At 46.9% G+C, this 19,768-nt stretch carries 12 protein-coding genes; 5 read left to right on the plus strand and 7 right to left on the minus strand.

Features of this window, described 5'->3' with window-relative positions; genetic code table 11:
• Position 1: 1 nt before the first annotated feature.
• The 3 genes from JJU34_RS13980 to clpB all read right to left on the minus strand — a co-directional run bounded on the left by JJU34_RS13980 (position 2) and on the right by clpB (position 6,968).
• Positions 2 to 3,100, minus strand: coding sequence for a SusC/RagA family TonB-linked outer membrane protein (locus JJU34_RS13980; RefSeq protein ID WP_228693001.1), 3,099 nt, complete (start codon positions 3,098 to 3,100; stop codon positions 2 to 4).
• A gap of 523 nt (positions 3,101 to 3,623) precedes the next feature.
• On the minus strand, positions 3,624 to 4,097 hold the full coding sequence (locus tag JJU34_RS13985; protein ID WP_228693002.1) for a DUF1456 family protein: 474 nt from the start codon (positions 4,095 to 4,097) through the stop codon (positions 3,624 to 3,626).
• 249 nt (positions 4,098 to 4,346) lie between these two features.
• A complete protein-coding gene (gene clpB, locus JJU34_RS13990; protein WP_228693003.1) occupies positions 4,347 to 6,968 on the minus strand; it encodes an ATP-dependent chaperone ClpB in 2,622 nt (873 codons plus the stop codon).
• Between the two features lie 247 nt (positions 6,969 to 7,215).
• On the opposite strand from clpB, the gene JJU34_RS13995 reads away from it, so the two are divergent.
• Together JJU34_RS13995 and rlmN are read left to right on the plus strand one after the other, a co-directional pair.
• Positions 7,216 to 8,691: a sulfatase gene (locus tag JJU34_RS13995; RefSeq protein WP_228693004.1), complete on the plus strand. Its 1,476-nt coding sequence runs from the start codon at positions 7,216 to 7,218 to the stop codon at positions 8,689 to 8,691.
• A 102-nt stretch (positions 8,692 to 8,793) separates the two neighbouring features.
• Positions 8,794 to 9,855 (plus strand): 23S rRNA (adenine(2503)-C(2))-methyltransferase RlmN, encoded by a 1,062-nt coding sequence (gene rlmN / locus JJU34_RS14000; RefSeq protein WP_228693005.1) that lies wholly within the window; start codon positions 8,794 to 8,796, stop codon positions 9,853 to 9,855.
• 69 nt (positions 9,856 to 9,924) lie between these two features.
• Here rlmN and JJU34_RS14005 read toward each other — a convergent pair whose 3' ends face one another.
• From JJU34_RS14005 to JJU34_RS14020, 4 genes are read right to left on the minus strand one after another with little or no spacing between them, the layout of a single operon-like run.
• Positions 9,925 to 10,854 (minus strand): rhomboid family intramembrane serine protease, encoded by a 930-nt coding sequence (locus JJU34_RS14005; RefSeq protein ID WP_228693006.1) that lies wholly within the window; start codon positions 10,852 to 10,854, stop codon positions 9,925 to 9,927.
• A gap of 1 nt (position 10,855) precedes the next feature.
• Entirely contained in the window at positions 10,856 to 11,647 is a 792-nt protein-coding gene (locus JJU34_RS14010) for a rhomboid family intramembrane serine protease (protein WP_228693007.1), read from the minus strand.
• Between the two features lie 13 nt (positions 11,648 to 11,660).
• Positions 11,661 to 13,514, minus strand: a complete 1,854-nt coding sequence (mutL, locus tag JJU34_RS14015; RefSeq protein ID WP_228693008.1) for a DNA mismatch repair endonuclease MutL — start codon at positions 13,512 to 13,514, stop codon at positions 11,661 to 11,663.
• Entirely contained in the window at positions 13,511 to 13,924 is a 414-nt protein-coding gene (locus JJU34_RS14020; RefSeq protein ID WP_228693009.1) for a hypothetical protein, read from the minus strand. Before JJU34_RS14020 ends, mutL begins: the two co-directional genes overlap by 4 nt.
• A gap of 724 nt (positions 13,925 to 14,648) precedes the next feature.
• Between JJU34_RS14020 and JJU34_RS14025 the strand changes: the two genes are divergently transcribed.
• The 3 genes from JJU34_RS14025 to JJU34_RS14035 all read left to right on the plus strand — a co-directional run bounded on the left by JJU34_RS14025 (position 14,649) and on the right by JJU34_RS14035 (position 19,605).
• Positions 14,649 to 17,630 (plus strand): glycoside hydrolase family 3 N-terminal domain-containing protein, encoded by a 2,982-nt coding sequence (locus tag JJU34_RS14025; RefSeq protein WP_228693010.1) that lies wholly within the window; start codon positions 14,649 to 14,651, stop codon positions 17,628 to 17,630.
• Between the two features lie 54 nt (positions 17,631 to 17,684).
• Positions 17,685 to 18,827, plus strand: coding sequence for an N-acetyl-alpha-D-glucosaminyl L-malate synthase BshA (bshA, locus tag JJU34_RS14030; protein ID WP_228693011.1), 1,143 nt, complete (start codon positions 17,685 to 17,687; stop codon positions 18,825 to 18,827).
• A 154-nt stretch (positions 18,828 to 18,981) separates the two neighbouring features.
• Positions 18,982 to 19,605, plus strand: a complete 624-nt coding sequence (locus JJU34_RS14035) for a sterol desaturase family protein (protein WP_228693012.1) — start codon at positions 18,982 to 18,984, stop codon at positions 19,603 to 19,605.
• Positions 19,606 to 19,768 lie beyond the last annotated feature (163 nt).

Raw genomic sequence — 19,768 nt, forward strand, 5'->3', positions numbered from 1 at the left:
GTTAAAGTGATAAGTTAAATCCGAGGGTTATGATTTTTGGCATGGGTGTTAATCCGGATTCAGGATCCCATCCGGGCCAATTATCGAAGGTGATCATATTCCTCGCCGACCCGAAGACCCGCGCACTTTGCAATCCTAGCCGGGTTGCAAGAGGCCGGGGAATATTGTAGGATAAGGAAATGTCTTGGATTCGTAGGAAGGAGGCCGGTTTGTAAGGCATGATTCCTCCTCCAAACTGGGCAATATTCGAATTTAGCCTGGGATATTCGTTGCTTCGGTTATCCATCGTCCAGTAAGGGTAGTTCGCGGTGCTTCTTCTGTCAAAGGTAGACCATTCGGCAATAGACGGTGAAAATTCACGGATGTGCCCCAAATCTGCCCGTATGAAGATGGACGCAGTGAAATTTCGAAGAAAGTCAAAATCATTTCGTAGTCCGAGGCGATGCCTGGGTTGTGAAAATCCGATGAATCTCTTGTCTTGTAGCGCTTCGTATACGCCGTTGCCATCTACGTCGAGGGCTTTGAAATCTCCTGGTCGTAGATTGAACTCCGCAGCTTGTGATGCTTCTTCTACTTGCCAAACGCCCAATATGTCGTAATTCCACACTACGTCGATGGGCTGTCCTATAAACCACTCGTTTTCGAAGTCCGGTATTTCTCCCGTAATGGTTTGTCCTTGCAGGGTGTATTCCCCGGTTTCTCCAAACAGGGATAGGATGCGGTTCCTGTTCATCGAATAATTTAGGTTTGTCCGCCAATTAAAATTTGGCCGGTTCACGTTCACAGCTCCCACAGTAAACTCAAAACCCCGGTTGGCGAGTTTGCCTATATTTGATGTCATATTGTCAAACCCGGTAATGCGAGGAAGTGATCGGTTTACCAATAGGTTGCTCGTCTCCATGTCGTAGTAGTCCATGGTAATGTTTATTCGGTTTGCCAACAAACCTATGTCAAAGCCAACATTATAAGACTCGGTTTCTTCCCAGGAAAGGCCTGGGTTTGCCAATGTGGAAGTAAAGACACCCATCTGAACCTGCGACCCATTGTAATATAGGTTGCTGCCCATTTGGGCAAAGGCCGCGTAGGGACCAATGTCGCGGTTTCCGTTAACGCCCCATGACAAGCGCATTTTTAGCTGATCCATAAATCCAGAGGTGTAAAAGTTCTCCTCTGATATCTGCCACCCGAACGCCAAGGCAGGAAAAACCGCACGGGGATTTTCCCGACCAAACGCGCTAAAGCCGTCTCTTCTGACCGACCCGGTAAACAGGTACCGATCCATCAATGTGTAATTCAGTCTTCCCATCAGACCCTCTCCGGTGTACGTGAGGTCGTTTGTACTGACGGTGGGGTCATTTCCAAACTGCATGCCGTGATATCCCAATACAGGACTGGGGTTAAAGGTCTGATTGGCCATGTTGGATTCGAAAATCTGGTTTTTTTCCATATTGTACAGAAAAGTCGCATCCAGTCGGTGAAAACCGATTTCCTTGTTCCATTTTAACACGTTGTCTACCATCCATTCGTACAGGGAGTTTTCTAAACGGGTTGCCCGACCTTGAGCAAAGGTCTGACCACCTTGGATGGTTTGGGGTGACCAATAATTATAGTCGCGGATGGTTTGAATACGAGGCTGGAAAGAACTTCTTAGGCTAAAACCCAGAGGCAGTTTGAATTCTGCATAGAGCGTGTTAAATAAACTATTGATTTTTCGAAAACGGTCTTGTCCCAGATAGTTTATGAGCGGATTTTGCCCACCTATATACCCATGTGGAAACCAGCGAATGTTGCCGTCATCTTCGTAGATTCTTGCAAAAGGACTGGTTTGATACATCCCAGTCATGTTCGCTTGGACCACACTTTCATCTCTCGATGAAAACTGTGCGTTGAGTCCCATCTTTAACCAGTTTGTGACTTCAAAGTCAAGGTTCAATCTGGATCGGATGGTAGAAAATTTATCACCCAGAATAATCCCTTCATTGTCAATGTAGCCCAACGACCAATAGTACTTCATTTGTTCGGTACCCCCACCGATACTCAGGTCGTATTCCTGTCGAACACCACGGTTCATGACTTCATTGCGCCAGTCAACTGTTTCTCCCGCCAGATATGTTTCGACTTCAATGGGGAAAAAATTAAGCCTTTGAAGCCACTCCCTGGTGTTATCAGCGTTAGGATTATTATTGGAAGCTCTCCATTGTTCCAGGGAAATACCTTGGGGCAATGAATTTGGGTTAAACCAATGATAATCTGGCTGCGACAGGCCAAGGGTACGGAAAAAATCCCTGCGGTAGTCGAGATATCCTTCCGGACCCCTTACCGCAAAGTCATCCCTCGTGGCCATTGCTACACCCAGCTTGCTAGTGAAGTTGATGGAGGGTTTCCCTTCTTTGCCACGGGCAGTAGTCACCAATAGCACACCATTCGCCGCTCGCGCACCGAAAACAGCCGAAGAGCTGGCGTCTTTGAGAATGTCTATGGATTCGATGTCGTTGGGGTTGATGTCCCGGATGCTTCCGTTGAAGATCACACCGTCCAGCACGACAAGCGGTTCGGTGCCAGCGCTCAGAGAGGTCGGTCCCCTAACCTCCAGTGAACTTCCACCGGCTGCGGACGTTGACTGGTTAGCGTTGAAACCCGCCACCGTTCCGGCTAGCATATCGGTTAGCTGTACATTGCTCTGATTTTTGAAGTTGTCTGCATTCACCCGGACCACAGACCCGGTTAAGTCGCTCTTGCGCACGGTACCATACCCGACTACCACCACTTCTTCGAGCTGTGCCTGATCAGCCACGAGCTCTACATTTAGCGTACTTTGGTTGCCTACATTTATTTGTTGGCTTAGGTAACCGACAAAGGAAAAAATCAATACCGCATCCGGCCCGGATAGTGTGATCGAATAGGACCCGTCAATATCTGTGACGGTGCCTCTGTTTGACCCCTGTATGAGTACATTGACCCCCGGGATACTCTCTTTAGAGCTGGCGTCGATCACCTCACCCGAAACAGTAACCGTGCTACCTTGCCCTTTGAGCGTGGAGGCGTGAAACATGAAGCCTACGAGCAGCATAAAGCAAAGTGCGTTTCGAAGGAGCAGCATAGATCGACGATGGGAAAGCGAATCCTTCCATGGCCTATCTCGGAAATTTGAAGTAGTTGTTTTTTTTCATAATATACTGGTGTTGTTGTAGTTAAACAGAGAAGGTGAAAATACCCTCTTTTACGTGTACGTTACCATAAATCTAAATTATTATTCTTTAAAAAGAAAATTTTTTAATGATGTCAAAAGGGTTTATTTGTTGATTGGTTGAAATGTGTTTTGTAATTATCTCTATGAAAAAAATATTGTTAAACTATAATTTGCTTATTCATGAAAATATAATTAGTTCATCCATGCATTTTTAAGAAAATTTCGGATATAAACAAAAATATTCCGGTATTAGTCACACATAATTCTTTTTCTAGTGACCGAGACTATTCGCTTAGATAAAGGAATTTCAACCATTGGGAGTCTGGCGTGGCAGGAAATTAGGAGAAGAATGCCCTCCATCTGCGATCAGTCTAGTTCCCTGCTTTTTTTGGCAGTACGCAAAGCCTGATATAGGTTAAGTATACTGGGAATATTAAAGCGACTGGTCCTCCCGCCGGTAGGTCAGCTTTAGTCCTTTGATAAAATTGCGCAAGACCTGATCTTTGCATGGTCGAAACTGACTTTGACTTGGCTTTCGGAAAAATGCATTTAATTCGTGTCTGCTAAGGTGTTGTCCCGCCCGGGATAGTATTTCCAGCATGTCTTCTTCCTGTAAACTCAGCGCTATACGGAGCTTGCGGAGGACATCGTTATTGTTGAGTTTTTTTTCAGCTACCGGGTCCTTTCCTTCTTGCTTTCCCCGGTTTTTCACAATCATACCGTTTAAAAAATGTGACAGGTCTTTGTCGTAAATACTTTTGTAGTCAGTGTCCTCCTCCTTCTTAAGCCAATTGCTTACCTCTTCTCGGGTAACCTCTTTTCCGCCGAGTTCAAACAGGCGGATCATTTTGTCGTCGGTGTACGAAAACACGTACCGGAGATTTCGGAGGATGTCGTTGTTGTCCATTTGGCTGGCCCTTTTTGGCGATGTTTATGAGTCTAGTTAGACCTGCAAGTGGTCCAACAGGACGTAAAGATAGCGCTTTCTCCTAAAAACCCGAGGCACTTTTGCTGTGATCGACCAGAGGGTTTTTATACCCCAAAAAAAGCCTACCCCAAAGTCACAGAGTCTTTGGGGTAGGTTATCCACTGTAGTTGAAACACGCAGGGATGATGGTTGAATTTCACCGTAGTGCCCTTTAAGCCGCTACAGGTGTTAATCGACTACCTCTACGTGGTCTATGTTTTTAAAGTAAACTTGCCGGTCGGCGTCCAGATCCACCAATACCGCACTGTCGTTTTTGATGTATCCGCTGAGGATCTGTTTGGACAGTTCGTTTAGAATCAAACGCTGCATGGTACGCTTAAGCGGCCTTGCGCCAAACTGCGGATCGAATCCCACTTCGCCCAGATAGTCCAGCACCTCGGTGGTCGCTTCCAATTCAATGCCGGATTCCGCCAGCCTTCCTTGGATCTCTTTCCACTGAATGTCCACAATCTTTCGAATAATGGATCGGTTAAGTGGCTCAAACATGATTACCTCATCGATTCGGTTTAAGAATTCGGGCCGTACCGATTTTTTGAGAAGTCCAAACACTTCGTTTTTCGTGTCCTCCATGACCTGGTCCTTGTTCCATTCCTCCATGGCTTCGAAGCGCTCCTGAATGAGCGTGGAGCCAATGTTGGTAGTCATGATGATGATGGTGTTTTTGAAGTTTGCCAGACGACCTTTGTTATCGGTCAGCCTTCCATCATCCAACACCTGTAGGAGTATGTTAAAGACGTCCGGGTGGGCTTTCTCGATTTCATCCAGTAATACGACAGAATAGGGTTTTCTTCGTACAGCTTCGGTGAGTTGCCCGCCCTCGTCGTAGCCAACATAGCCGGGAGGTGCACCCACCAGCCTGCTTACCGCATGCCTTTCTTGGTACTCCGACATATCGATTCGCACCATGGCGTTGTCGTCGTTAAAGAGGTATTCAGCCAGCGCCTTGGCAAGTTCTGTTTTACCTACACCGGTGGTTCCAAGGAAGATAAAGGAACCAATAGGTCGCTTGGGATCTTGCAAGCCTGCTCGGCTTCTCCTTACCGCGTCGGATAGTGCGGTGATGGCTTCTTTCTGGCCGGCGACCCGCTTGCCCAGTTCGTCTTCCAAGTGAAGGAGTTTTTCCCGTTCGCTTTGGATCATCTTGTTCACAGGGATCCCTGTCCACTTAGAGACTACTGCTGCGATGTCTTCGTTGTCTACTTCCTCTTTAAGCAGGGAAGAGCCTTCCTGAATTTCCTTTAGTTGTTGTTGGAAAGAGCTCAGTCTTGCTTCACTTTCTACAATTTTCCCATACCTAATTTCTGCTACTTTACCGAAGTCTCCCGCCCTTTCGGCTTGTTCTCCTTCTATTCGGAGCTTGTCTATGTTTTCCTTTTCGCGTTGAATGCCGAGGATTACCGCTTTTTCGCTTTCCCATTTGGCTTTGATGACCTGTCTTTTTTCGGAAAGCTCAGCAATTTCCCTGCTTAGCACGGCCTCTTTGTCCTTGTCCTTTTCCCTGCGGATGGCCTCTCGTTCGATCTCCAACTGCATGATCCGACGGTTAAGTTCGTCGAGTTCTTGAGGTAATGAGTCGATCTCCATACGGAGTTTGGCAGCTGCTTCATCCATCAGGTCAATCGCCTTGTCCGGCAGGTAGCGGTCTGAAATATACCTTTGAGACAGTTCAACGGCTGCGATCACCGCGTCGTCTTTGATTCGAACGCCATGGTGCAGTTCGTATTTGTCCTTTATACCCCTAAGAATAGAGATTGCGTCTGCCGCATCCGGCTCGTCTACGATGACCTGCTGAAATCTTCTTTCAAGCGCTTTATCCTTTTCGATATACTTCTGATACTCCTTGAGAGTGGTGGCACCTATGGCATGCAACTCTCCTCTCGCCAGTGCTGGCTTTAGGAGGTTAGCTGCATCCATCGCTCCTTCGCCGCCGCCTCCCGCACCGATGAGCGTATGTATCTCGTCGATGAAAAGAATGATCTGCCCATCGGAGTCAGTCACCTCCTTGATCACGGCTTTTAGTCTTTCCTCGAATTCTCCTTTGTACTTTGCGCCAGCTACCAGCAAGCCCATGTCTAAGGAGATGATGGTTTTACTCTTTAGGTTTTCGGGTACGTCTCCACTTACGATACGTTGCGCCAACCCTTCCACAATAGCGGTCTTGCCCACTCCCGGTTCTCCGAGTAAGATGGGGTTGTTTTTGGTCCGCCTTGCAAGTATCTGCAATACGCGCCGGATTTCCTCATCCCGGCCGATGACGGGATCAATTTTTCCCTTTTTGGCCAGTTCGTTCAGGTTTTTGGAATACTTTTCCAGAGACCTGTACTTTGATTCTGCGTTTTGATCTGTCACTTTATTTCCTTTCCTTAGTTCCTTAATGGCATCTATCAGGCGCTGTTCTGTTACACCCAGTTCCTTTAACAGTTTTGCGGTGGCATCGCTGCCAGACAATATAGCGAGCACGAGGTGCTCTACAGCGATAAATTCATCGCCAAACGGTTTCATGTATTCCTTGGCCTTCTGAAAAACCAGATTGGTGGCTTGGGAGAGGTAGGGCTGTTGTTGTCCGCTCACTTTTGGCAATCGTTGGATGATTTCGTCCAGTTTTTGCGTAAGTAGTCTTGGGTTAATGCTTAGTTTTTGCAAAAGAAACTCAGACACGTTTCCATCCTCCTGAATGATCGCCTTGAGCAAGTGTGCGGGTTCGATTACCTGCTGCTGTTCGGCTGTGCACAATTCCAAAGCCTTTTGAATAGCTTCTTGGGATTTTATGGTATATTGCTTAAAGTCCATAGTATATCAATTCTTTTCGGTTGAATACCCTTATATCAAAATTTCAACCAAAGTGAAAAACCCTGAGTAATCGGAAAAAATGACATAAACACCCTTGTTTTTCTGATTTTTTCTGACAAATTGACATAAATTGTCACGGTGTGGAATAGGTGCTTTATCCGGAGGGCCCATACAGTTTGATCGCTCAATATTTTTTTGATTATTCCTAAATATTGGATTAGTTTGTAGGGTATAAACTTCCCTCCCTATGAGATGTTTCTTGGTGATCCTCTTGTTGTCCGTTGCTTTTTATTCCTGCCAAAGTCCGGTAGAAAAGAAGCCAAATTTCGTGTTCATTTTGGTAGATGATTTGGGGTGGGCTGACATTGGAGCTAATTGGGGCGAGACTTTCTACGAAACCCCTCATATCGATGCATTGGCAGCCAGAGGAGTGAGATTTAGTCAGGCATATGCTGCCCATCCGGTTTGCAGTCCTACTCGGGCTGCATTGATGACTGGCAAGCACCCCAACCGGGTGAATATCACAGACTGGATTCCCGGTTTTGACCGGGATGCTGATAGCAGGCCCATTGAGACACCCGCTATCAGCCATAAGCTAGCTTTGGAAGAAGTGACCTTGGCAGAAAAATTTCAAGAGGGCGGGTATCACACCTACTTCGTAGGAAAGTGGCATTTGGGTGAAGAGGAAACCTATTGGCCCGAATCTCAGGGATTTGATGTCAACATTGGAGGCTGGAGTGTGGGAGCGCCTCAGCTCAAGCCGGGGACAGCAAACGGTTACTTTTCTCCCTACGGAAACCCTCGTCTGAAGGACGGCCCTGAGGGGGAGTACCTTACAGATAGGCTTACCGAGGAGAGCGTGCGGCTAATGAGGGAAGCTGGCGACAAGCCCTTTTTACTTTACCTGTCTTATTACACGGTGCACACGCCTATTCAGGCTGTACCGCGGCATCATGACCGGTTTCAGCAAAAGTTAGCCGAGCAATCCCAGGTGCCCGAGGAAGATCGGTATCAGCCGGAGGGAGTGGATGGTATTACGCGGCTGATCCAGGATAATACTGGATATGCCTCGATGGTAGCAGCGATGGACGAAAACATAGGTAGGATCATGGGTGCTCTGAAGGAGCTAGGATTGGAGGAGAATACCTGGGTGATTTTTACGTCCGACAATGGTGGACTTTCTACCTTGTTTTCGGAGGGTGCTCCTACGGCCAACGGACCCTTGCGTGCAGGAAAGGGTTGGTGTTACGAGGGTGGCATACGGGTGCCTTTGCTGGTTTATGGTCCCGGCCTCACAGGGCCAGGTAGGGTGGTAGATGAACCGGTGGTCAGTATGGACTATTTTACGACCATGCTTTCTCTGGCGGGCATTCCCCATGAAGCGCATGATGGGAACAGCTTGGTACCGTTGTTGGTGAAAAACGCGGGAGGAAACTGGGAAAGGGAGGAGCTGTTTTGGCATTATCCGCATTATCACGGCAGTGCATGGCGTCCGGGATCGGCATTGCGAAAGGGAAAATGGAAGTTGATCTATTACTACGAGAGTGAATCGAGGGAGTTGTTTGACCTAGAGGCCGACCCTCGGGAATCCACGGACCTGTCTTCCCGCATGCCTGACTTGGCGAATAGCATGCAACATCGGTTGTTTGAGCGCCTAAATGAATCAGGGGCCAAGTTTCCGATCAAAAAGGGGGATGCTACGGCACTTCCCATCGGTCTATGAGGTAGAATGGGGTTACCTGGTGAACTTATACAGGTCTGTTTGGGTTGAACTGCTTTGGTAATTGTATAGCAAATCGCTTAACAGATCGCGACATCGAGCATAATGAGTGGGGAAATAAAAAAAGATATCAGGAAATTGAGCTTGGCGGAACTGGAGGAGTTTTTCCTTTCGGTGGGAGATAAGAAATTCAGGGCCAAGCAGGTGTACGATTGGCTGTGGAACAAAAAGCTGAAAAACTTTGAGGAGATGACCAACATCTCCAAGGCTACCCGCGAAATGCTGGAGCATCACTTTGTGATCAATCACATCCGGGTAGATCAAATGCAGCGTAGCGAAGATGGTACCATCAAGAATGCCGTGATGCTGTATGATGGCAAGATCGTAGAGTCGGTACTTATTCCCACGCCAAAGCGCATTACCGCGTGCGTATCCTCCCAAGTTGGTTGTAGCTTGGATTGCAATTTTTGTGCGACAGCCCGACTCAAACGTATGCGCAACCTGCACCCAGATGAAATATTTGACCAGGTGGTGGCCATCATGGAAGAAGCTAAAATTTATTTTGACAGACCACTAACCAATATCGTATTCATGGGCATGGGTGAGCCTTTGTTGAATTACGCCAATTTGCTGGAAGCCATAGATAAGATAACTTCCCCAGAGGGGCTTGGTATGTCGCCTAAACGAATTACGGTATCTACCGTGGGGGTATGTAAGATGATACGGAAACTGGCAGACGACGAAGTAAAATTTAATCTGGCGGTTTCCTTGCATTCAGCTATCAATGAAACCCGGAGCAGGCTGATGCCCATCAACGACACCAATCCACTGGAAGAACTGGCTGAAGCACTCAAGTACTGGTATGCCAAAACCAAACGAAAAGTTACCTATGAATACGTTGTATGGAAGGGAATAAATGATGACGAACCTCACGCGCTTGCGTTGGCAAAATTTTGCCAGATTATTCCGTCTAAGGTTAACCTCATTCAGTATAATCCCATCGATGATGGAGAGTTTCAGCAGGCGGATCCGGAAAAGATTTCCCTATATGTCAGTGTACTGGAGAGCTTTGGAATCGTCGCAAAGGTACGAAAGTCTAGGGGCCAGGATATTGATGCAGCTTGTGGCCAGTTAGCTAACAAGAACGATCTGATTACAGAGGGATGAGCGATCACCGTTCGTATATTCCGTAGTGCTGTGGCGTGGTTTCCGTCAAACCCTTCATCGATCCCCAAGTTACTTATTGCTAAAATCAAACAGCTTCCGTTTTTCCTCCTTACTTAGGTTGTCGTACCCTTTTTCGGCTATTTTGTCCAAAATACGGTCTATTTCCTCTTGAGTGGTGGTGTCTGAGGAGGCTTTCGTGCTTTTTGGTGGAGGTGTACTGGAGGTGTAGGCTTGTTTTTCACTTTCCGCAGGCCTGCGATAGGTTACTTTTACCTTGGGTTTTTTAGAAAACAATTTCTCAAAAAACGCCCCAATTGCCTGTACAAACACTCCGATATCTTTGCCTTTGTTCAACTGTAGGACGTAATAATAGCCCATAAAAGCGCCCCCAAGGTGGGCAAGTTCGCCACCAGCATTACTTCCCGCGGAATTGGCAAAGGCAATCAACACATAAAAGATCGCGATGTACTTGATTTTTACCGGTCCTAAGAGCAGCAGATGGAATTCTGTATTGGGACGGAGTGTGGCCGCAGCTACTACGATGGCATATACTCCTGCGCTTGCCCCCAGCATCAGCGCACCCTCTACGCGATTGCTGAAGTAGGGAGCTATGTTGTAGATGAGCATGTAGAATATTCCCCCTGTAATCCCTCCAAGGATGTATAGGTTGACCAATTTTCGGCTACCCAGAAAGTCATGTACCAACAGCCCGAACCAGTACAAAAACAATAGGTTGAACAGGACATGGAAGAAGCTCTCGTGCAAAAACATGTAAGTAAACAACGTCCAGGGCTTCGTAATGAATTCCGGAATGGAAGCTGGCATCATAAAAAACGAAATCAGGGACCTATAGACGTCGTTAGCCCCTCCCAGGGTGAGAAACACCCGCAAAACCATGAACGTAACAAATAACAAAATATTGATCGCCAATAGTTTGTAAAGCCCGTTATTTTTCTGGTTAAAGGCGTTTTTAATGTTATACCAAAATCCTCCGTACATGTTAGTAGAAATTTCTCCGATCCCTTTTCCAATAGGTTACCAAGAATGCCCCAATGACCAATCCCGAAAGATGGGCGAAATGGGCGACGTTGTCGGCGGGATTACTTGCAAATATATGATATACCGTGTATAGTCCATAGAACAGTACGAGGTATTTTGCTTTTATCGGTATCGGTGGGAAAAGCAAAAACAGTTGGGTGTTGGGAAAAAGCATTCCGAATGCAATCAAAACACCAAATAAGGCACCCGAAGCGCCCACCATGGGAATGTTCACTTGCCGATCTCTGATTCCCAGCATGTTTCGAGTGGCCCGGTCTATGAGTTCGGGATTGTCGGGGTTTCTACTGTAAGCGTCTACCAGATCGTAGATGCTTGCATTGAACAAGTGCCTGTTTGACGTGACAAAACGATTAAATACTTCGGGGTCGGGATTTTCGGTAAATGCCTCTATTTGACTATTGAGCCGATTGATTTTATACACGTTGTATCCGGAATATAATATCCCAGATCCTACTCCACAGACCATCCAGAGAATGATGATTTTTTTGGGTCCGAGAAATTGTTCTAACAGCGGTCCGAAGATAAATAGACCAAACATGTTGCTGAAGAGATGCCAAAAATCGGCATGCATGAACATGTAGGTGACAAATTGGAAGGGTAGAAAGAATCGGGACTCGATATGGTATAACGCAAACCAAGCCTTTAGCTGGGGCATAAAAAATACCGTGATGATGTGCATGCCGATGGTGATCAGCAAGAGGTTTTTCACGGTTGGGGTTAAGGCTCTAAACATAGATAGGGATTGATTATTGATTGAAAAAACTGTCTATTTTAGTTAAATCTAATTTTACGAAGGTTTTGTTCCCCGTGGGGCTATAATTTGGATTTTGGCAGGCAAATAGTCTGCCTACCAGATTTTCCATTTCTTGGGGGCTGAGCTTTTGTCCGGTTTTTATAGCTGAGCGCCTTGCCAATGAGCGGGCAAGGTTTTCGCGCTTATCTAGGGAAAGTTCGGATTTGAAATGTTTGAATTGCTCCAGCAGGGATTCAAACAAGGCCTTTTCGTTGGTGATGGCAACATCTGCCGGAACACCGTTGATGATTACCGTGTGATTGCCAAAAGAACTCACCACGAACCCTAGGCTGTTCAGCTCTTCTTGTAGTTCCATCACCAATACATAGTCTGCTGGGCTAAGGTTTACCGTCTGCGGAAACAGACACTGCTGGGAGGCGCCCTTAGAGATATCCAGTTGCCGCACAAACCGTTCGTATAGTATGCGCTCGTGACTTGCTTGCTGGTCAAACAAAAGTATGCCCGTGGACACCTGTGCAATAATGTACTTCGACTCTACCTGAAAGGTATTTCCTGTGATCTTTTGCTCAGGTAGATCCCGCCGATCGACTTGGTCAGTAAGATTTGCCCGGCTCGAAAAGGTGATTGTTTCGGTTTCTTCATTCCGTCGAGCGAGGAGGCTGTCTTCATCACCCCGTTCCGGGAGGCCCCTATTGTCAAATAGTTTTTCCCAGCCGCTTACGTCTTGTTTGCGAAACGCAGGACCGTTAAAATTTTTGTAGGTGTGCTCCGACTGGACTTCTTGGCTTTGGGTGGTATCTTGTCTCCAAGTATCCGTGAAATTCACGTCCAGACTGAAATCAATAGAAGGTACCACATGGTGTGCTCCCAGCGATTGTTTGATGGCAGCTTTTAGGACACCATAGATGGTCCGCTCGTCATCAAATTTAATTTCCGTCTTCGTGGGATGTACGTTGATGTCTATGTGGCTGGGGTCAATTTCCAGAAAGAGTGTATAAAAGGGATGTTGATCCGGCGCCATCAAGCCCTCAAAGGCGCTTACCACCGCATGGTGTAGGTAATTGCTTTTAATATACCGATTGTTGACAAAAAAATACTGATCACCCCGTGTCTTCTTTGCGCTGCTTGGTTTACCAATGTAGCCCTTTATCCGCAGCAGAGGTGTTTCTTCATGGCATACGATCAGTTGATCCTGGTATCCCTGTCCCAACACACCTAGAATACGCTTGCCGAGTTTTCCCGGGGATAGGTTGAACAGCTGCATGTCGTTTTGGTAGAAGGTAAAAGCCACCTCCGGGTAGGAAAGCGCTACCCGTTGAAATTCTTCCACCAGATGTTTCGTTTCCACCGCATTGGATTTAAGAAAATTTCGGCGGGCAGGGACATTGAAAAATAAGTTTTTTACGGAAATAGAGGTGCCATCTGCACAGCTAATGGGTTCTTGCTTTTTTACTTCCGAGCCTTCAATACACAGCAGTGTGCCCAGTTCGTCCTGGGGACGCTTGGTCTTCATTTCTACTTGCGCCACTGCCGCAATAGAGGCGAGCGCCTCGCCGCGAAAGCCAAAGGTTCGGATGCAAAATAGGTCGTCGGATTTACGGATTTTGGAGGTGGCGTGCCGTTCAAAAGACATACGGGCATCTGTTAGTGACATGCCTATACCATCATCAATCACCTGAATTAGCTGTTTTCCTCCCTCTTTTACGATTACCTTGATGTTTTTGGCGCCAGCATCGAGGCAGTTTTCCAAAAGCTCCTTTAAGGCGGAGGCTGGACGCTGTACTACCTCACCGGCTGCAATTTGATTGGCTATGGCATCAGGAAGGAGTTGAATTAGGTCATTCATTTTGTACCTACCGATTTTAGCCTAAACAGGGCCACCAAGGCGGCAATTGCACCACCTAGGTATAGAAAATAGTAGAGAACCTCAGGTCCTAGGTAGATGTATCCCCCAAATCCCCCGATAAGGATGATCATTATGATCAATCGGATCATACCAGTACTTTCGAAAAGGCTGCTTGGCTTGCGTTTGATCGGGCTCCCTTGGGTGAAGGCACCCCGTATCGATGATCCGCCGCGAAAGGAGTTGGGCCTATCGGCATCGTCACCCTCAGGATCCAAAATACCCTCTTGCTGGAGCTCGCGTTTGATGCGCTCTGTGCGTTGGTGGATTTCTTCCTTCACCGGGTCGTAGTGCCTTGGCGTAATCTGAAATCTGTGGGGTTGGTTTACTCTGAATATAGATGGAAATTTCATCTGTTTATTTTTTGTTTTTCAAAGGTCAGATGGAATCTCGCATGGTTACCCCGAATATCGGGGCATTCCAGTGTGTGACGGCTAAGTCATGCTCGATTTCATCTGTCTATAATTGTTTTTCAATGGTCAGATGGAATCTCGCATGTTTGATAGTCATCCCAGTGTGTGACGGCTACGTCATGCTCGATTTCATGTGTCTATAATTGATTTTTCAATGGTCACATGGAATCTCGCATGGCGGATAGTCATCCCACTGTGTGACGGCTACGTCATGCTCGATTTCATCTGTGTATAATTGTCATATAGCGATCATCGCCTGTTCCGCATAAAGGGCCGGCAGATAGGTAATGGGTACCGTTGTGCAGTTCGCATAGTTACCAACCATCAAACTGCTTGGCTTGCAGCTACCAACTAATAGCGGTCAGGTAGTCTCTATTTTACCGGTTTACGTTGTTATGCACCTGTAGCCGTGTATATCGTTTTGTTTCCCGAATAGGGGTAGCAAACGTCAAAGGTGCGTTTTATTTGTTGCACGATTGCTGGTGCCGATATTTTTACATGAAATTTAGCATAAACCCCATCGACGGCCTGTAATTGACATAAAATTTCAACAGTTTATCAACTTTTGGTAGGTTGACAGGTTGAAAATATGTACGTTTGATACTAGGCAAATAGCTCACAAAGCTAACCCTAAATTCAGTATAGATAAAATTTAAACGGTTTCATGACTCAAAAAGTTTGTGTGGTGTTGGGTATCCTCTTTGGGTGGATGCAGGTACTGTTCGCTGAGGGCGGGAAGGCGATTGACCCGCGTGACCCGTTGATTAGTAAGGATGAGCGGCAGAAGGCCAAGTGGGTGGATAGCGTTTTTAACAGCCTGTCATTTGAGGATCGTCTTGGCCAGCTTTTTATGGTGGCTGCCTATTCAAACAAAGACCAAAGACACAAGGATGAGTTGACCCGTTTGATCCAAGAGCACAAATTGGGCGGACTTATCTTTTTCCAAGGTGGGCCGGTGCGTCAGGCTCATTTGACCAATCATTTTCAATCGGTGTCCCAAGTTCCACTATTTATCGCAATGGATGCCGAGTGGGGCCCCGGGATGCGACTGGATAGTGTGTTGCAGTTTCCCAAACAGATGACCTTAGGTGCCAGTCCCAATGATCAGCTGATATATCAGATGGGAGGAGAGATAGCCCGACAGTTTAAAGAAATGGGAATGCATATCAATTTTGCGCCCGTTGTGGATGTGAATTCAAATCCCGACAATCCGGTAATTGGCTACCGCGCTTTTGGCGAAGAGAAGGAGCTGGTCGGTAGAAAGTCAGTGGCCTATATGAAAGGGATGCAAGAAAACGGTATCATGGCGAACGCAAAGCATTTTCCCGGACATGGAGATACCAATTCGGATTCTCATTACACTACTCCCGTCATTCATAACTCCCGGGCACAGATCATGGACGTTGATTTATACCCCTACAGGGAATTGTTTAAGGAAGGTCTTATGAGTGTGATGGTTGCCCATCTTCATGTGCCAAGTTTGGGAAGTGACCCCAAGCAGCCGACTACTTTGTCACCGAGGGTGGTGACTCAGTTGTTAAAAGAGGAAATGCAATTTGAAGGGCTTGTTTTTACCGACGCCTTAAACATGAAAGGTGTAAGCAACCTATATCCTCCGGGAGAGGTGGATCTCATGGCTTTGAAAGCTGGAAATGATGTGTTGTTATACTCCGAAAATGTACCCAGATCGAAAGCGCTTATCATGGATGCGGTTCGAAGAGGTGAGCTTAGCGAGGTAGATATAGACCGAAGAGTAAGGAAGATTTTGAATGCAAAGTATTGGGCTGGCCTAGATAAAGTGCAACGGGTAAATCCAAACCGTATGGTGGAGCGAATAAGTACATTTGGCACCAAGGCACTCATTGAGCAGCTATACGCATCTTCCATCACGGTTGCCAAAAACGACCACGTCGACATCCCCATCCGGCATGTGGACACCCAACAGATGGCATCGCTTACTATTGGCGGGAGGGGAGAGGTATTCAAGGAGTACCTCAGCAAGTACGGCAAATTTACACACTATACACTACGCTCAAACAGTAACTTGGATAACTTCAAAGCGCTGGAAGAAAACCTAAAGGACTATGGTACCCTTGTGGTGGGGGTGATGGGTGTCACCAATAACCCCCGAAGGAACTTTGGTATTCAGGACTCGGATGTCCAATTGATCAAGCGGCTAAGTCAAAAGCATCGGGTGATTACGGTCGTTTTTGGGAATGCCTATGCGGCTAGAAACTTTGAATCTCTGCCCAACCTGGTTTTAGCCTACGAAGAAAACGAGTTTACGGAGAAGCTGGTACCTCAAGTGCTGTTTGGTGCTAGGCCTGGCACAGGTACTCTGCCGGTCAGCCTTAGCAGCAGCCTGCTGCAAGGGATGGGATGCGAGACTACGGAGGTGCCTAGGCTGGCCTATGCTGCGCCAGAGTCGGTGGGGATGGACAGCCGGGTGCTAATGCAGATCGATGAAGTGATGGAGGCCTCTATTGGTAAGCGGGCCTTCCCGGGTGGCGTTGTATTGGTGGCCAAAAACGGAAAGGTAGTTTTCGAAAAAGGCTATGGGCATTTGGACTATACCCAGTCAAAGCAGGTGGGAGCAGGTACCGTGTACGATTTGGCCTCTCTGACCAAGGTGATGGCTACAACCCAGGTAATGATGTTTTTGAAGAGTCGGGGCCTCATACAGATGGAGGATCCTATAGGGAAATATTTGGAGGAACTCAGGGGTACCAATAAGGAACGTTTGAGGCTGGGCGATATTATGACCCATGAGGCCGGCTTGTTGGGCTGGATCCCCCATCATGAGCAAACTATTCAGGGAGGAGATTGGAGACCAGAATTTTACAGTCCCACGCCTACCGGCGACTTTATACTTCCTGTTTCCCAAAACATGTATGCGCACAAGGCGCTTCCCGATTCTGTTTGGAAGTGGACGGTACAATCTAACCTGAAGCGTACCGGGGCAAGGGACAGCCATCGGTACACCTATACCTATTCGGATGTAGGGATGTATTTATTGCATCGGATGATCGAGGAGATTACCCAGCAGCCGATGGATGATTTTTTGAGGCAAAACTTCTTCGATCCTCTGGGCACCTACAGACTGGGTTACCATCCTCAGCGATTGGTAGATCCAGCGAATATTGCGCCCACGGAAGAAGATAAGACATTTAGGAAAGGCTTGGTGCAGGGTTATGTTCATGATCCCGGTGCGGCAATTTTCGGGGGAGTAGCGGGACATGCGGGATTGTTCGGGACAGCCAATGATCTGGCTATTATGATGCAGCTTATGCTACAGGGAGGAAAGTATGGATACCTGGACTTTTACGATTCCGAGACCGTGCAGGCCTTTATAGACAAACAGTCACCCTATACACGAAGGGGCTGGGGTTGGGATAGGCCGGAGCCAGATCCATCCAAAAGGGCCGCGGTGGGTAAGCTAGCTCCTAAGGATACCTTTGGCCACACAGGATTTACCGGCACGGCAGTTTGGGCAGATCCTGCGAATGAGTTGGTCTTTGTATTTTTGTCCAACCGAGTAAACCCGAGCGCCGGTAACAATCTGATCAATAAGGAGAAAATTAGGGGGGAGGTACACGATATTGTGTATCGGTCATTCAGTCGTCCATTTCTATTGGCAGGGAATTGAACAAATCGAGGGTGTTTTTATGTTAAGCACCTGAGCGTATATACAGAAGCAACTATGAAGATTGGGATCGTTTGTTATCCGACGTTTGGCGGCAGCGGGGTAGTCGCTACCGAGTTGGGTAAAGCATTGTCAAAAGAAGGACATAAAATACATTTTATCACTTACAGCCAACCGTCCCGATTAGACTTATTCAATGAGAATTTATTCTACCATGAAGTAGATATCAAGAGCTATCCGCTATTTGAACATGCACCCTACGAACTTGCGTTGGCCAGTAAAATGGTGAATGTGGTCAAATACGAGGAGTTGGACCTGCTCCATGTACACTACGCGATCCCCCATGCTTCGGCAGCCTATATGGCCAAACAAATACTGAAGGAACAGGGAGTGCATATTCCCGTAGTCACCACACTGCATGGAACCGATATTACATTGGTAGGGAAGGATCCGAGCTATGAACCGGTGGTTACCTTCAGTATCAATAAGTCGGATGGGGTCACAGCTGTTTCGGAGGACTTGAGAAGGGCCACCTTCGAGCATTTCGACGTAAAACGGCACATTGAAGTTATTCCCAATTTCATAGATTTAGAGCGGTTTAAACGACAAAAGAAGGAGCACTTTAAGCGAGCCATCTGCCCAAATGGCGAAAAGCTCCTGGTACATACCTCTAACTTCAGAAAAGTAAAGCGGGTAGAGGATGTGTTGAAGGTGTTCAAAAAGGTACGGAAGGTGATACCTGTAAAGCTACTTTTGGTGGGTGACGGTCCAGAGAGAGACAAGATGGAGCGCCTCTGTCGCCAATACGACACCTGCGAAGATGTTCGGTTTTTGGGTAAACTAGAAGCCGTGGAGGAGGTGCTGTCGCTCGCCGATTTGTTTCTAATGCCGTCTGAAAAAGAAAGTTTTGGACTAGCGGCGTTGGAAGCCATGGCCTGTGAAGTACCGGTGCTTTCATCAAATGCAGGTGGAATTCCTGAACTGAACTTGGATGGGGTTACTGGATACGTTTGTGACGTCGGTGACGTAGAAACCATGACGGAGCGGGCCTTGGAAATACTTTCGGATGAAAATTTACCCCGTTTTAAAGAAAATGCTCTTGCAAGAGCAAAGGATTTTGATGTGTCTAAAATTCTGCCGCTTTACGAGGCCTTTTATCAAAAGACAGTAGAAAATGCCGTTTTGGAGCTGGCTAAATGATGCAAATCATTTTTATTTTAGTGGGAAAATGAAACCACACAAGGCTAAAAATACGTTTAATTTGCATCCTTGAAATTGTCAAGAAAAGGAGCATGAGGCAAATCAACCCGATAGTATGGGGAGCTTTGTTAATTTTGAAAAAATTATCAGAAGGATGAAGAAAATAGGTAGATTGGAAAGACCGGATAATAACGGATCCGCGCGTATGTTCGCTAACCCCGTTTTGGAGAAAATAAGCCGAACACACATCAGTGTACCGATTGCGATGTTTTTAGGGTTAGGCACGTATTCGCTATACTGGGGCATAGCTACGACAACGATTAGTTTTTTGGGGGCGATTGCTCTTTTAGTTGGTGGATTCCTCACGTTTACTTTTGTGGAATACATCATGCACAGGTATTTGTACCACATGGAGCCGGATAGCAAGTTCAAGGACAAAGTTCAGTATTCGATGCACGGTGTACACCACGACTATCCCAAAGACAAGGATAGATTGGCCATGCCACCTTTTATTTCGGCCATGTACGCAGTTATTTTGTATTTCGTATTTGACTTCATCATGGGTGAATATGCCTTTTACTTTCTTCCGGGATTTCTGGTGGGCTATGCAGGCTATTTGGGCGTTCACTATATCGTGCATGCTTTCCAACCTCCAAAAAATTTCTTAAAGGTATTGTGGGTAAATCACGCCATTCACCATTATAAGGATCCAGACGTAGCTTTTGGCGTGAGCACTCCGATATGGGATTATGTGTTTGGTACCATGCCAAAGAAGTAGTAACCGAGAAGGCTGATTGATTCAGCCTTTTTTTAGTGTGCCGTGCATGGTAACTAACTAGGTGGTGAAAGTCCACTGTGGGGGTTTGTAATCGCCAACCACTAGCCAATAGCAAGGGTGTCCATCGTGAGGTGGAATCTGAAGGAAGCAGGCGGCAAAACTC

The organism is Lunatimonas sp. (assembly GCF_020832325.1).
Lineage (GTDB): Bacteria > Bacteroidota > Bacteroidia > Cytophagales > Cyclobacteriaceae > Lunatimonas.

Excerpts from the sequence above, each read along its gene's own strand:
- mutL (WP_228693008.1), bottom strand. The coding sequence starts at position 13,514 with ATGAATGACCTAATTCAACTCCTTCCTGATGCCATAGCCAATCAAATT.
- bshA (WP_228693011.1), top strand. The coding sequence starts at position 17,685 with ATGAAGATTGGGATCGTTTGTTATCCGACGTTTGGCGGCAGCGGGGTA.
- JJU34_RS14020 (WP_228693009.1), bottom strand. The coding sequence starts at position 13,924 with ATGAAATTTCCATCTATATTCAGAGTAAACCAACCCCACAGATTTCAG.
- JJU34_RS13980 (WP_228693001.1), bottom strand. The coding sequence starts at position 3,100 with ATGCTGCTCCTTCGAAACGCACTTTGCTTTATGCTGCTCGTAGGCTTC.
- JJU34_RS13985 (WP_228693002.1), bottom strand. The coding sequence starts at position 4,097 with ATGGACAACAACGACATCCTCCGAAATCTCCGGTACGTGTTTTCGTAC.
- clpB (WP_228693003.1), bottom strand. The coding sequence starts at position 6,968 with ATGGACTTTAAGCAATATACCATAAAATCCCAAGAAGCTATTCAAAAG.
- rlmN (WP_228693005.1), top strand. The coding sequence starts at position 8,794 with ATGAGTGGGGAAATAAAAAAAGATATCAGGAAATTGAGCTTGGCGGAA.
- JJU34_RS13995 (WP_228693004.1), top strand. The coding sequence starts at position 7,216 with ATGAGATGTTTCTTGGTGATCCTCTTGTTGTCCGTTGCTTTTTATTCC.
- JJU34_RS14010 (WP_228693007.1), bottom strand. The coding sequence starts at position 11,647 with ATGTTTAGAGCCTTAACCCCAACCGTGAAAAACCTCTTGCTGATCACC.
- JJU34_RS14005 (WP_228693006.1), bottom strand. The coding sequence starts at position 10,854 with ATGTACGGAGGATTTTGGTATAACATTAAAAACGCCTTTAACCAGAAA.
- JJU34_RS14035 (WP_228693012.1), top strand. The coding sequence starts at position 18,982 with ATGAAGAAAATAGGTAGATTGGAAAGACCGGATAATAACGGATCCGCG.
- JJU34_RS14025 (WP_228693010.1), top strand. The coding sequence starts at position 14,649 with ATGACTCAAAAAGTTTGTGTGGTGTTGGGTATCCTCTTTGGGTGGATG.